Raw genomic sequence first — 14,923 nt, 5'->3', positions numbered from 1 at the left:
CGATGACAACGAACAGTGCTACTAAGACCGTCGCGCGCGCCGTTAACTGGAACCGCCTGCAGGACGAAAAAGATCTGGAGATCTGGAACCGGCTGACATCCAATTTCTGGTTGCCGGAAAAGGTTCCTCTGTCCAACGACATTCAAAGCTGGGCCTCTTTGAAGCCGGAGGAGCAGCAGCTCACCATCCGTGTGTTCACTGGCCTGACTCTTCTGGATACGATCCAGAATACAGTTGGCGCTCCTACTTTGATGCCGGATGCTGTCACGCCCCATGAAGAAGCGGTGCTTACCAACATTGCGTTTATGGAAGCGGTGCATGCGCGCTCTTATTCCTCCGTGTTCTCGACTTTGTGCCGCACGGCAGAGGTGGATGATGCGTTCCGCTGGTCGGAAGAGAACGAGTTCCTGCAAGCCAAGTCTCGTATTATTCTGGATGAATATAAAGCCACCAGCAGCCCGCTGAAGAAGAAGATTGCCAGCGTGTTTTTGGAGAGCTTCCTGTTCTATTCAGGGTTCTACCTGCCAATGCACTGGTCTAGCCGCGCCAAGCTCACCAACACGGCAGACCTTATTCGTCTGATCATTCGTGATGAAGCGGTGCATGGCTATTACATCGGCTACAAGTTCCAGCGCGGTCTGGAGCGCCTGCCAGAGGCTGAGCGTAAGGAAATCAAAGACTTCGCCTTTTCTCTGCTGTTTGATCTTTATGATCTTGAGATCAAGTACACTGAAGATCTTTATGATCCGCTTGGGCTAACCGAGGATGTGAAGCACTTCTTGCATTACAATGCCAACAAGGCTTTGCAGAACCTTGGCTTTGAAGGTCTGTTCCCTGAAACCATCTGTCAGGTGAACCCGGCCATCATGGCGTCCTTGTCACCAAACGCCGACGAGAACCACGACTTCTTCTCCGGCTCCGGCTCTTCCTACGTCATCGGTAAAGCCGTTGCCACGGAAGATGAAGACTGGGACTTCTAAGAGTACGCTTTCCAGCCCCGCCTCCATTGGCTTCACAGTTACGCCCTTAGCCTCAAGCAAGGTCATCCCGGCCCCCGAGCCGGGATCCAGTTGAGGCTGTAGGTTCGGCAGATGCTGATTGGTGTCAAGGACTGGGAACTGCAAGAAAATAAAACAGGGACACGGCAGTTAAGGCCATGTCCCTGTTTATGCTGCCTTAAAACTTATCCCCCTCCCACAACTCATGCCCTATCATTTTCCCGTGCCCATAAAAACGAGCAGCGGCGGACCGTCCGTCGTCAAGTTATGGGTCGGGATGGGGTGCTTTGGAGAGGTAACGCATCTTCAACGCGCCCGGTGAAATATGTTCAGGCTTTGCTGTAGGGTCTGACGGATACAAGGAGCCCCCCCGGCTTTCGAGAGCAGCGGCAGGAAACTGCACTTTCGACTGCCGTTGGTTACCCCGATATTTCGCATAAAATAATCCCGGGCAAGGCGGAAATGCCGGAGCCGAAGAAATATTTACTTAGTCACTGCGCAGGCCCCAGCCTGCCCGCCTTGCCACTCTCGTTACTAACGAGACCCACCTCGCCCACTGCATGAACCCCGTGCGGTGCTGAAACTGCTTGGCAGTGGGGTAGAGTTGCACAAAGGGAGTAATTTTATAGGAGGAAATAGAAAAAGCGGCCTACACCCCAATGGAACGCAAGCCGCTTCAACGATTAGCAATAGGTCACAAAGCCTCTATCAGTACCACGATGGCTCAAAGCTCCATCAAAATTTATAGCTGAGAGATGCTTTGAAGTTTCGCCCTTTAGCGGGATAAAGGGACATGTAAGGAGTATACTCTTTGTCAAATACATTTTCTACAGAAGCACGTAGTTCAAGGTCTTTAAAGCGACCTTCCTGCGGGGTCCAGCTGGCAAAGATGTCGTGCACGCCGAAACCTTTCGCGTCATCATATCCATCAAAACCATAAACATGGTCAATATCGTCGACAAACTTTGCTTTCCATCCTGCTGTGATATCGTAGTCGGGAACTTTGAAACCAACTATTGTTGTAAGTGTCAGTGGCGATATTTCTGGAACTCTTTCGTTGTTGCTACTGAAAGTATCGTAGACTTCACCATTTATTTCGCCATCCATCCAAGAGAGTGCTAGGCTACCGAAAAGATATCTACTGTCATAATATGCTTCTAATTCAATGCCTTGGGTGTAATACCCTCTCGCGTTAAAGTAGTCTGGCTTAGAACCGTATTCGGCAAAAAAGGCGTTACGATTATCCCTACCATTTAGAAGCTCAATATTTTGCCGAATATCGTTATGGAAATACGAGATACGTGTTTTGAAGATATCCCCTTGTGTAAACAAATTGTCTTTAGTGAAAACCAAACCAACGCGCTTGGCAATGTTTCTTTCAGCTTCCAGTTGTTGCGAGGAGTAGGTGAGACTATCTACTGAGTAAACCTCATCGATAATGGGAGCCCGCATTTTATAGGCGATATCGGCGAATAAGCTTATGTTATTGTTGATCTTTAATAGAGTACTTAAAGAAGGTGACCAACCTGAATATGTTACCGAGCTATAATCGTGCATTCCAGGGAGGTTATAGGCTGGGCTTGGATTTCCGGTACCGTCTAGTTTTATATGGTCATAACGAATTCCAGGTGTGACTTGAAGCACATCATTGTAGTTTATCGAATATTCAGCCCATACGCTTTGACGTACTTCTTGCCCTCCTGGTGAGTAATACAAGGGGTAATTGCCATAGTTGAAGTAGGACAAGTTTTTGTAAGCTTCGGTAAAGGCCCAGCTGTCCCTTTTATGGTGACGCAGTTGAAGGCCGTAATTAATACTGTGCTCAAAATCACCGGTGTTGAATACAGAGGAGTTTTTTATATCTAGATTATAACTTTCATAGGACAACCAGCTTTTATCACCACCCAATGTTGGAGTGGTTACCGGTGCTTGGTATTCGCGGTCATCCTTTTGATCAGTAAGTGCCCAACCAGCATGAATAGACAAATTAACTAGGTCACTGTCGGGGTTGTAATTATATTTAGCGGAGAGTGTGGCATCCCTTGTCAAGCGATCAACGGAAAAGCGCCTAAGGGCCTCGTCCCATCCATATCTGTCGATAATAGAAGAAAGATCAAGTTGGCCGTTTTGATTGTCATAGGGTTCACGGTTATGATTGTAAGAATAGGCTCCGGAAAGTTCAAATGAGTGCGCTTCACGATCAATTGAACCTTTAAAATGGCCACTCCATAACTCTAAGTCTGAGAGTAGCAGTCTTTCACCATCTCCACTTACTAACTTTGCATTGGAGCGCCGAGTGGTGGATATTAGTAGATCAGATCCATACTCATCAGAACGCCCATAGACTGCACCTGTTGTAGACAGTGCATCACCATTTGTACCGTAACCTAACTTTACATAGCTCCCGTAATTTTTATCGCTATCCTCCAGCATATCGTTGGCGGATTTGGAGGTCATCTCCACGGAACCACCAAATGAACCGTACTTTTCTGCTGAAAAGGAGCCTTTGTCGACTTCGATTTTTTTCAGAAGCTCAGGTTCAATATAGATTGATCCTTGCTTGTACTTTTCAAAGTCTTTTTGGACACCATCGAAAGTAACCCGAACATCTTCTTGTTCAGCAAAACCCCAAATGCTGAAAGTCTGGCCTCCAAAGCGTATTCCACCCTCAAGGTTTACATTGGGTAAAGTTGAAAGTGCCTCGACAACGGATGATGACTGTAGGCGTTCTAGTGTTTCAGAGTCCACAGTCGACTTTGCTACGGTTTTTGCTGTGGTCTCCCCAACGATCACCACGACAGGGTCAAGCTCGACTTCTTCAACACTGCCATCTTGGGCGTAGGCGCTACTGGCTAAAAGAAGTGACAGGCCAGCACTGAGAGAACTGGAGGATTTTAATGTGTTTTTGATGCAGATCAGTACTGACCTGTGAGAAGTTCCCTGTGCCCACATAAATGGCCCCACTTACTTTGATTAGTTATTAATTCGTAATGTAAGGGTGGGGGTATTATTCCTGAGGATAATCTTCAAGTTTAAATCTGAGGATTAACTTCATATTATGTGGATAGTGACGTTTACGTTAGGGAATTGGCAGGTGGGAAAGAAAAGGGCATGCCTTAGCATGCCCTCTAAAAAGACGGTGAGTGAAGGAAGACCTTCCCTACAAACGGTGGGGGAGGAGGTTAAGCTTCACTCATAATAATATCAAAGCCTTCAAAATGAGGGCCTTCAAGATAGATGTGTGCTCGGGTCCGGGCGACTTTATGGGAGCGGATAAACTCGTCGGATTTGGTCCAGCCAATAAAGGCTTCTTCGCTCTCCCAAGTGGTGTGGGAGGCATACAAGGTATGGTCTTCGGCCTCTCCACCTTTCAGCATTTGAAATTTTTTGTAGCCGGGAACCTGAGAGAGTAAGCGCTCCCGGTTATCCCAGATGGCTTCAAACTCTTTCTCAGATCCACGCACAACTTTAAAGCGATTCATGGCAATATACATTGTCGGTCCTTATTTATTAACTTGAGTATGTATCTCATATTTAAATATGAAGATAAAAGTCAAGTTATGAGGCACTATCACCTGTTGAATCTATGGGGTTATGGAAAGATTTTGTGGCAGGAAGGCCTCAGTCCTCGCTCTCCAGCCAAACCGATAGAATTTTTGTCAGCTCATCGGGGGCATCTTGTTGCACAAAATGCCCGACATTGGGCAGGGTTTTGAGTGTCAGCGGAGCATTCACCCACTGCCAGAGCCCGTTAAGCCCGCTGGGCAGGGCATAAGGGTCTTCCAGACCATGGATGACCAGAGTTGGCGAGAGAACCGACTGCGGCGGTTCTGTCTTTTCCTCATAGGGCGGGGCAGGGAAACACTTGCGGTAGTAGTTCAGCATAGCATTTGGGTTTGAGCGGGACATGGCCAGCAGATGCCTTTCTTTAAACTCCGGATCTTTTATCCAAGTTGATAACTGGCTGAAATCGAGGCCCAGATGTGCCTGCTCCTGTTGGAACAAACGCACATATGCACTTGCTTGCTGTTGATCTGGATTATTTGCCAACTCGCGGTAAATGGCCCAAGGGTGAGGCATGTTGACGATGGCAAGTTTGGAAAGGTATTCCGGCCTCGTCATGGCAAGCTGCCATGCAACATGGCCGCCCCAGTCATGCCCGACGACAATCGCCTGTTTGTGACCACAATGCTCTATGACACTGAGCACGTCCTGAACCAGATGCCCGGCAGCATAACTTTCAAGTGCATCTGGTTGAGCACTCAGGTTATAGCCTCGCATATCCAGTGCAGCCGTTTGGTAGTTTTGGGAAAGCGCATCCATTTGCTTCCACCATGTTAACCAGTGGTCTGGGAAGCCATGCAGGAAAACGATCAAGGGCCCATCCCCGAGGCTGGCATAGTGAATGGACGTTCCATCTCCTTTAGCAAAGTGGTGGTCCACCTTGGCCTCAAATTGGTCCAAAGTTGTTGGTGTGTTTTGTGTTAACATAAAATATGCCTTATACAACAGCAGGTTGAGTGCGAGAATGGCGAAGAGTGAGAGAAAGAAGCAGACCAATAGCGGCAAGTGCGATGCCCATGAGGGGAGCTCTCTCAATTCCCCAAAGGTCCGCCGCAACACCACCCAAAATAATGCCCAAACCCTGCCCTAGGTAAGTGAATGAGGTGTTTACCGAAAAAGCCAAGGTGGCCTCGCGGGAGACGGATTGAGCGATTTGGGTTTGCATTGTCAGGCCAATGGCAAATTGTGAAGCAGGTCCAGCAAGCACACTTATCACGGTAACTATGAGCCCAACTGTTTCTGCTCTGTGCCAACTGAGGGAAGGAACAATGACAAGTAGTGCCAGTATCATAAGGGCAAAGTACGCGGGCACCTTATAGGGGGCGCCAAAGCTTGAAAGCTTGGCTGCACCGCGAATGCCGATCAAAGCGCTTATGCCCGCCAGAAGCTGTATTGCGGCAACTCCGCCACTGGAAAAACCGGTGAGCAGGCGAACCGTCGGCCCTATCAGGCCAACAAGGGTGAAGAAAGCGGCGGAACTGATAAACGTTATTGCAAAATATATGTAGAGGGAGGGGGCAAGGGCTCCAAGCCCTTTCCCAGTGCTCGCCACGTTCCCTAGCGCCTTTACAGGTGGAACGAAGAGGAAGACAAACAGCCACGCCATTGCGCAAAAAGCCGCCGCAAGCCCAAAGCTCGCCCGCCAGCCAAACATATCGCCAATAAGGGAGCCTGCGGGAATACCAAGAATTAATGCCAAAGGAATACCAGCATAAACTAGTGCGACGGATTTGGCCCGTTCCTCCGGTCTGCCGTTCATAACAGCAAGTGTTGTTGCAAGTGGCAAGGCAATGGATCCAATGCCACCCGTTAACAGGCGCAGTATGAACAGGTTCGAGAAACTTGGCGCTATGCTGGAGGCCCCATTCAACACAACCATAGTGGCGAGTATGGTGAGAATTAGAGTTCTAGGGGCAATTGAGCGCGTGAAATAGGCAAGAAACGGCCCCGCCAACGCGCAGGTTAAAGCAAAGATGGCTTGCAAAGCGGCGGCGGCCCCCAACGAGACCGCCAATTCTTCAGAGATAGGTGTCAGCAAGCCCGCAAACACGAACGCCCCAGTAGTAAAGGCAAAAGGGCAAAGGAGAAGTGCAAGTGATCTCATACCTTGGAAAGCCTGCTAATGAAGCAAGACGTCGTACCCGTGGCAAGCAATTTTCCTTCAAGGCTCTCAATGCGTCCGGTAGCCGTCGCCATGTTTTTTCCTCTGCTTTGGACCTCTGCATAAGCCTTGACCTGTTCAAGCTGAGGAAAGATTGGCCTGATAAATTTTGCATCAGTGGAATGAGTGGCAAATGTCTCTCCGGGATTAAGAGTTGTTTGTATGGCACAGCCTAAAACAGAATCGAGCAGTGTCATGGCCCAGCCGCCATGCACCAGCCCTAAAGGGTTCAGGAATTGTTCCGTCGGGTTGCCAAGAAAGACAGCCCAACCTTCGCCGATCTCATGAATCCACTGCTGTGTGGCCTTTGCAACAGGCGGCGCGGGGATCTCGCCTGTAAGTATAGACTGAAGAAACTGAAGGCCTGTAAGACCTGCGGCTTGTTGTGCCGTTGCCAGACCAAAATTAAAATCGGGAGGAGGAACGATAGATGTTTCCGGTTTCTTTTGTGCAACTGACATTAAACGATCTCCATAGCAATTGCGGTGGCCTCGCCACCTCCGATACACAAGGACGCCACACCGCGCTTTAATCCGCGGTGTTTCAAGGCATAAACAAGGGTTGTGATGATACGAGCGCCACTTGCGCCAATGGGGTGTCCCAGAGCACAGGCGCCGCCATTTACATTTAGCTTTTCTCTGGGAATATGAAGCTCTTTAGCCGCGGCCATGGCAACCACTGCAAAGGCCTCATTAATTTCAAATAGATCCACATCTGATACTTGCCAGCCAACTTCTTTCAGGAGCTTGGAAATGGCCGGAATGGGCGCAGTCGTAAACCATGCGGGGTCTTGACTATGGCCCGCATGTCCAACAATACGCGCTAGAATTGGCAATCCATCACGCAAAGCTGTTTCTTCACGCGCCAGCAGCAGCGCAGCAGCGCCGTCTGCGTTTGCAGAGGAACTGGCAGGTGTTATTGTACCGTTTTTTCCGAATGCTGCTTTGAGTTCCGGAATTTTGACAGGGTTGATCTGGTGGGGGCGCTCATCCCGATTGACTATAATGTCACCCTTGCGTGTACTCACTGTAACTGGTGTACATTCATTATCGAAGGCCCCTTCGCTCACTGCATATTGGGCTCTTCGTAAAGTCTCGGTAGCGTATTGATCTTGAGAGGTGCGATCAAACCCATACTTGGCAGCAGTAGCTTCGCCGAATTCACCCATTGGGCGCCCTTTGTCATAGGCGTCTTCAAGTCCATCGGTGAGCATATGGTCAAGAACTTCAGCGCTTCCTGTCTTCTTCCCCAAACGCAGGTGAGGGAGTAGGTGGGGGGCAGCTGACATAGACTCCATGCCGCCTGCGATAATTACTCCGTCATTGCCAGCTAAAAGGAGGTCATGGGCAAGCATAACCGCCTTCATGCCCGAACCGCAGACCTTATTGATTGTCGTGGCTCCGATACTATCGGGTAGCCCGGCCTTGCGGACGGCTTGTCGTGCTGGGGCTTGTCCTTGTCCTGCACTCAGCACACAGCCCATAAGAACTTCGGATATTTGCATTGGATCGACTTTGGGTTCTGTGAGGCAGGCCGCTATGGCTGCAGCGCCCAGCTGATGGGCTTGCATGTTGGAAAAGGAGCCAAGAAAAGCACCCAAGGGAGTACGTTTGGCGGTGCAGATAACGACAGAACTTGTTTGCATTGGCTTCGAATCTCCTAACAAAACTCAATATAGATTACGATCATAATCTTTATTGTCAATAAAAAGATTATGACTATAATCCTAGTTGGTCGAACAGAGAGAATAATGATGAGATCTTCAAAGGAAGAAGCTGCGCTTAACCGTGAACGTGTCGTTAAGATTGCTAGTGAGAAGTTTCGTGAATATGGCTATGATGGTATTGGAATCGCTGGGCTAATGAAAAGTTCTGGCCTGACCAACGGGGCATTTTATAAGCAGTTCACCAATAAGGAAGCACTCATTGCAGAGGCAACGGATTATGCTTTCAAAAGTAAAATTCAAGGATGGTCCAGACCCAAAAACAAAAATGTTGAAGACCCTAAAAAAGCTATCGCGCAATGGTATTTGAATGAGAAGCACATAGAACATGTCGAACTTGGATGCGCGATAGCCGCGCTGGCGGCAGAAGCCCCTCGTCACGGGAGCGAAGTGCAAACGGTTTTCACAAAAAATATCAAAGCTATTGTTGAAGCTATCAGTCAAAGCTTGAATCAAGATGGAGATGGAGAAGCTGAGGCAATAAAAATTCTTGCAACGCTCGTTGGAGCACTTGTCCTTGCACGGGCGACAGACGATAAAGAGCTCTCACAACGGGTAGTTGATGCGGTTCGACGATAAATAGGTGACTGGTGAATGCATCGTCTGAATTAGAAATCGGAGCAATCCATAACCTAAACTTGTTTCGGAAAGACCACATCACGGCCAAAGCGGAGGCATGCTTTTTTGGAACATTTCACCGCTTCAATCCGTTGTTTTTGAGCATGCCTCCATCTGACGACCGGAAGTCACTTTCGGGCGATGCGTTGCAAGATCGCTAGAGTTAACCAATAGCAAGCCGATTAGCCTTGCTCAAACGCCTGTGAAACCTCACTGCATTGCAAGAGTTCGGTGAGTGTACTGTGAATTCTTTGAGCGGTTTTTTCGCTGTCATACCACCAGTCTGGAGACCAGATACGAAGGATCTCCCACCCAAGGTTGCGCAGAACCTGCTCACGAACTTTGTCTCGGTCACGGGCTGTGGCTGAGCGGTGATAGGTTGCCCCGTCACATTCAATACCAGCTAAGAATGCCCCTGGCTTTGTGGGGTGGACCACACCAAGGTCTATGCGGAATCCGGAAACACCAACTTGTGGCACCACTGTCCACCCAAGTTTTTCAAGCGTGGAGGCAACTGCCTCTTCGAAGGGACTGTCATATCCGCCCATCGAACCTGAAACTGTGGCTGGCAGGGCTTTAGCCCCTTTTTGTGCATAGTCGAGAAATGCCTTCAAATGGCGAACACCCAAGGCCCTTGTTCGGCTGAGGTCAATATTATCGGCTGTAATACCGGAGTATATAACCAGCTCTTCGCGGGCTCTTGTAATGGCAACATTCAACCGCCGCTCACCGCCTTCTTGATTGAGGGCGCCAAAGGACATTGAGAGTTTACCGGCCTGATCGGGTGCGAAAGTGATTGAGAATATAAAAATATCCCGTTCTTCTCCCTGAACATTCTCGAGATTGCGAACGATGACAGGCTCTTCTCTTTCTTCAAGGAAGTACCACTCCAGTTCGGGGGAGCTTCGTAACTCAGCATCCAACAGATCTTGTATAAGGTCCTGCTGTTTTTGGTTGAATGTTATTATTCCAAGTGATGGGCGTTCATTTTGTGGCAAGGTTAACCAACTTCTAAGTCGCTCCGAGGCCGCTTTTACGACCTCTCTTGCTTCTGTTGGGTTGGTGCGGGATTTACCACGATCATAAAAGGCTTCGGGGTTATGTACTAATCGTACAGCATTATCTGTTGTTACGGGAGACGGGAAGGTGATCAATTTGTTCCCATAGTAATGCCAGTTTGAAAAAGCGATCAGGGATTCGTGACGACTGCGATAATGCCAATTGAGTTGTAACTGCGGCAATCCAGAGGCTTTAGCTTCCTCAAGAATACTCTCCAAATCCCGTTCATGCGCTTCCAGCTCTTCTTCGCCTTCCTCTTCGTTTCTTCCAAAGAAATTGGTCGGAGGAAGCTGTTTCGGATCTCCGACAATAATCGTCTGCCTTGCCCGTGCAATGGCCCCCACAGCATCCCATGTTGTGATTTGTGAGGCTTCATCGAAAATAACCACATCAAACTGGGCGTGATCCACCGGTAGGTATTGGGAAATGGAAAGGGGGGACATCAAAAGACATGGAGCAAGCTGGCTGAAAGTGCTTGGCATACCGGATATCATGTCCCGAATGGATTTACTTGGTCGTTTAAGGCCCATCTGATGGCGGAGGTGTCCAAGCTCGGAGCTTTTCGCGACCTCGTGGATCAAAGGCAGGTTATGACCCATTGCCTGCTGCACTTTGGAGGCAGACATCGCTCGTACCTGCTCATCCAACCTGCGAAACTCTTGCAAAAGTTCTTCGTGGTTGAAACGCTTGAATTTGCGTAGTGCAGGAGTGCGGTCTATGGCCGTAGGCAGCCACCAGTTTGCATAGGCTGCCTCAAAACTCTCCTGCAGTTTATCGTGGGAGACCCAGCCATTCTCCACAGCTTGGATGAAGGGCGAGAGGCCATGGTTGAGAGCTTGTTCTTTGACAGAGCACCACTCTGTCCATACTTGCAACTCAGATTTGTTTCGGGCGAGCTCTGCCAGAGTATCTTTAAGAACAGCAATAAAGTCTGGTTCCTCGCAGTTTAAAAGAGCCGGGCCAGCAAATCGGCAGAATACCTCAAGTCGGTCTTGGAAGAGCATGTAACAAGAATGAAATTCTGTTGCTTTTTCGTTTATCGCGGACCTTAAGGGATGGTTTGAGAAATACTCGAGAAGGCGGTTCTTTAAACCTGCTCGTCCTGTCTCGGGTATTCCCAAATTTAGAATTTGAGAGCGCAGATGGGCAGCCTTGGACAAATAATCGGATAGTTGGCCGAGATCAGTGTCAACTCCTCTCCACTCACTGTAGAGTGGTTTAAGGGGGTGCTGGTCTAATACGCTGATAGTTTGCTGCATGATCAGGAGGTGGTCAAGATCTTCAAGCTCCACCGCCCGTTGGGAACTTGCAAATGCCTCCAAACGCTTGCGTACCTTTGCTTTTGCAGAAGAAGATAAGGGCCACATTTTAGCCGTTGCCTGCTTCCAGTCTTGCAAAAGTTGCTGTATCGGGATTGCTGGAATATCTATAGCAAGATAAGCGGCTGCCAACCTTTGTTCCGCTCGGCGATAACGTGAAATCTGCTCTTCCAGTGAACCTGCGGATTTATATAAGGCAGGAAAGTCAGCCTCAAAAATAAGAGAGAAATTTTCTCCATTAAGGCTCGAAATAGCCTGAGCAAATTGAGATAACCGTTGCAAACCGGAGCGGTGCAGACCCGTACTCTGTGAAACGCCACTGGCTTCACGAAATTGAAGACAGAACTTTTCAAGGTTGACTGTCACCTCATGTAGGTCACGCGACCTGTTAAGAAGCTCCTCCTGCCAGCGAACAGACCAGTCTGTAATACTGATATACTCAAGAGCTGGTATGGGTGTAACGTGCTTATGAACCCGCGCAATATCTGTAATAATACTTCTCAGAAGCCGCATTCCCGCTTCACTATGTGTGCGATCTTCCTCCCAATCCAGTTTTGGAAGAGCCTTGTCTGCATTTTTGATTGAGAGCCCGAGTGCACGAAAAACAGATAAACCGTTAGGAGCCTTCTGGTGAAGGGTTTCCACATACTCATTCAAGTGGTCACGATGTATTTCAAGATGTTCGTTTATCAGGCTCCAATCTTCATCGTCATATGGTGGAGTATTGTCCCAAGCCGTTTTCAGCTGGCTGAGAAACTGTTTCCGGTCAGCTTTATTGGAATGCAACTCAAGGCAGTGGTTCCCAAGGCCGTTTTCTTTCAGGCGCCGGTAAACTACGTCCAGTGCTGCTGTTTTTTCCGCAACAAAGAGGACAGTTTTACCGTGAGACAAGCACTGGGCAATGATGTTTGTAATTGTTTGGCTTTTTCCCGTACCTGGAGGTCCAACCAAAATAAAATCCTTGCCCTCATGGGCCGCCATGACTGCTGTTAACTGCGAGGAATCCGTTGGCAAAGGAACAACAATATCATGTGGGCGGTAATACCTGTCGATTTCGCTGGCAACTGGAAGGGCGGTATCGCTGGAACTCTCAAAAGCTTGATCTGGATTGTCAATCAGGTGTTTAACCACTCTGTTTTGGCGAAGCTTCTTGGTACGCGCTACCATATCCTGCCACATGAGATATTTGGCAAACGAGAATGTTGAGAGTGCAGTTTCTTCCAAGACCTCAAACCCCGAAATATCCCGCACAACTCTTCTGATCATTTCCAGAATGAGCGGGACATCCAGAGTACCCTCACTATTGGACAGGTGTTTGTCGAAGGAAGGGAGTTGTAGGGCAAAGTCCCGTTTCAAAAATTCTGCCAAAGTGTCGTTGAAACGAACTTCATCCTCGTGGATTTCTAACGAAAATCGGTTTGTTGTACTTTTGCGCTCCAGCTTGATGGGGATGAGAAGAAGCGGAGCTTTATAGGTGATCTCATCGTCAGCTTGCCGTTTCCAACTCAAAAATCCCATCGCAAGAAAGAGGGTATTGGTTCCTCCCTCATTGATATCGCTTTTGGCGCGGCGAAATAGCTCAATGGTGCGAGCACTCAGTTCTGCTTGTTCCAGTGATGAGATCAGCTCTTTGCGAGTAAGGGCATCCCTTGCTTTGATTTTGTCAAACTTAGTTTCCGTATTGCCACGCCGTTGTTTTTCTCGAAAGGACTTAATCTGCAGTTTTATATTTTGAGTGAGCTGGCTCTCCAAAAGCGATAGGTCTGCACAGAAAAATGGTATGGTCTGCTTGGTTGCCTTGAAGTTCAGTAGCCGGTTTCTGAGTGATAAATCTAGGAGTTTATTTTGCCACCGGGCTACACGATCTTTTGGTGACTGAGTTGATACTTCAATCGTCTCGATTGGAAGATCAGCATAACCGGGTGGCTTCGGCAATGGCAAAGGATTTGCATTTTGCCTGTCATCTGCCTCCGAGGGCTGAGGATTACTGCTATTGGAGGCTTCAAGAGGCATAATCCCGTAGGATCTGGCCTGCGCAATGTCAATTGCGCCGACAAACGAATGTTCACCGTTTTCCTCCAAATACTTCTGGGCTTCAATAACTGCTTTAGGAAACGGCTCCGCGGGCCAATGGGAGACAAAGGATGGATCGAAAACTATTAGCTCTCTTGCGGAAAGAGCTTTCCTCAGTTCTAAGGGGTCCTTTTCCATAGCCCCGCTAAAACCGGTATCAAGTAACCAGAAACCGCAGTAACAGTGAGTATTAGTGAACAGAAGTAGGGGATTAAGACCTGTTGCTTCAAGAGCGGAAGCAAATAGTAATGAACTATCAAGTGGCGTAACCAGCCCTTGATTGTCTATCATTGAGGGAAGGCGGACAGGCTGGCCATTTTTGACAAAGTTCTTTGGTGTGGCTGTATGAAGAAGACCCATAGCAGATATTGCCGACCAAATAGAAGCACCAAGCATATAAGATAGTTTGGGGTCCTCACTTCTATACCCATCTAATGCGGGGGGGTAACCAAATTTTTTAAGTGTTTCGCTTGCGACCTGAAGAATACTTGAGAGCGCAGGGTCATTGGAAGTAACAAAACTAGCTGTTAAGTCGCCCATAGCCTCAAAGCCACCCCAGTGACAACGGGGCAGCAAGTCAATTTTCTTGAAATCTTCAAAAATGCATTCTCCGTCATCAGTCAATAAGCGAAAACATGCAGTTCCAAGTTCATTCTGACCAAGGTTCCTCCAAAAGTTTTGGTCAAAATGAACGAAAAGGTCAGTCAGTTCCAACTGGCCAAATGGCTCAATTTGGCTCACCAAAAAACCTTTAGGAATGGCAAAATCGGGAGAAAAAGATAATTCAACAGTGATGTTGAACACTGAATGGGGAGTGCTATTGATCAGGCAGATTGAGGAAAAAAGTGAGGGCGAATTTTGGAGAGCAGCAAAGTGGAGTGTACTCTCTACAACTGCATCAATAAAAACGGTTGGTTTTACACTTTTTACAGGCGCGGTGATTTGATCTAACACTCTTGTACCCCTTGGATGCAGCAGGCGAACTCTATGTTTTTATTTGATGTTTAGCAGGATCGGGGAAGGATACAAGATACTTTGTACCTATTTTGTTCTTTGAGTGTATGGGATGGAAAGTAGGGTATACAGTTTTAAGTTGGAGTGGATTCCCTTCCTTGTAGGTACTTTTGGTTTGCCTAATGAGTGAGGACTTTTTCGCGGGCTATCGTGGCTACGTGTTTCGCTACAGGCAAAGGGAACAAAAGAATTACAGCCGTCACATCCACCAATACTAATCGGTGCCGTGCAAAAGTTTGAGAGTGTAACTAGTTGAATATATGTAGCTTCTTCGTGATACTTACGGGCTTATGTGTCACTTTAAATATGCGTCAACGATATTCCTACGTGGTTTCTTAAAATGTCTCTGACATTCTTATAGCCTCATGTTGCCCACAGCGACATCTGAGTTTTA

General features: G+C 48.1%; 9 protein-coding genes. 2 read left to right on the top strand and 7 right to left on the bottom strand.

Annotation, left to right across the window (positions count from 1 at the left end):
* Nucleotides 1-2: 2 nt before the first annotated feature.
* Entirely contained in the window at nt 3-980 is a 978-nt protein-coding gene (gene nrdF / locus P6574_RS12285) for a class 1b ribonucleoside-diphosphate reductase subunit beta (protein ID WP_310620568.1), read from the top strand.
* Nucleotides 981-1,733: 753 nt separating this feature from the next.
* Here nrdF and P6574_RS12280 read toward each other — a convergent pair.
* The 6 genes from P6574_RS12280 to P6574_RS12255 all read right to left on the bottom strand — a co-directional run bounded on the left by P6574_RS12280 (nt 1,734) and on the right by P6574_RS12255 (nt 8,368).
* Entirely contained in the window at nt 1,734-3,950 is a 2,217-nt protein-coding gene (locus P6574_RS12280) for a TonB-dependent receptor domain-containing protein (protein ID WP_310620567.1), read from the bottom strand.
* Nucleotides 3,951-4,180: 230 nt separating this feature from the next.
* Nucleotides 4,181-4,492, bottom strand: coding sequence for an antibiotic biosynthesis monooxygenase family protein (locus P6574_RS12275; RefSeq protein ID WP_310620566.1), 312 nt, complete (start codon nt 4,490-4,492; stop codon nt 4,181-4,183).
* 127 nt (nt 4,493-4,619) lie between these two features.
* On the bottom strand, nt 4,620-5,489 hold the full coding sequence (locus P6574_RS12270) for an alpha/beta fold hydrolase (protein ID WP_310620565.1): 870 nt from the start codon (nt 5,487-5,489) through the stop codon (nt 4,620-4,622).
* Nucleotides 5,490-5,499: 10 nt separating this feature from the next.
* Entirely contained in the window at nt 5,500-6,666 is a 1,167-nt protein-coding gene (locus P6574_RS12265; protein WP_310620564.1) for an MFS transporter, read from the bottom strand.
* Complete coding sequence (locus P6574_RS12260; RefSeq protein ID WP_310620563.1) at nt 6,663-7,184, bottom strand: PaaI family thioesterase; 522 nt, start codon at nt 7,182-7,184, stop codon at nt 6,663-6,665. The genes P6574_RS12265 and P6574_RS12260 overlap by 4 nt, the downstream gene beginning before the upstream one ends.
* Nucleotides 7,184-8,368: an acetyl-CoA C-acyltransferase gene (locus tag P6574_RS12255; protein WP_310620562.1), complete on the bottom strand. Its 1,185-nt coding sequence runs from the start codon at nt 8,366-8,368 to the stop codon at nt 7,184-7,186. The genes P6574_RS12260 and P6574_RS12255 overlap by 1 nt, the downstream gene beginning before the upstream one ends.
* 105 nt (nt 8,369-8,473) lie before the next feature.
* On the opposite strand from P6574_RS12255, the gene P6574_RS12250 reads away from it, so the two are divergent.
* Nucleotides 8,474-9,025 carry a TetR/AcrR family transcriptional regulator gene (locus tag P6574_RS12250; protein ID WP_310620561.1) on the top strand — a complete coding sequence of 184 codons (552 nt, stop codon included), beginning with the start codon at nt 8,474-8,476 and terminating at the stop codon, nt 9,023-9,025.
* Nucleotides 9,026-9,246: 221 nt separating this feature from the next.
* Here the strand turns inward: P6574_RS12250 and P6574_RS12245 are convergent, their stop codons facing one another.
* The gene (locus P6574_RS12245) at nt 9,247-14,469 is read right to left on the bottom strand and encodes a DUF4011 domain-containing protein (protein WP_310620560.1); all 5,223 of its coding nucleotides are present in this window, start codon (nt 14,467-14,469) and stop codon (nt 9,247-9,249) included.
* Nucleotides 14,470-14,923 lie beyond the last annotated feature (454 nt).

It is taken from the genome of Pseudovibrio sp. M1P-2-3, from assembly GCF_031501865.1.
GTDB classification, from domain to species: Bacteria; Pseudomonadota; Alphaproteobacteria; order Rhizobiales; family Stappiaceae; genus Pseudovibrio; species Pseudovibrio corallicola.
The sequence above is the reverse complement of the archived record's forward strand: the minus strand, read 5'-3'. Positions and strand labels throughout refer to the sequence as shown.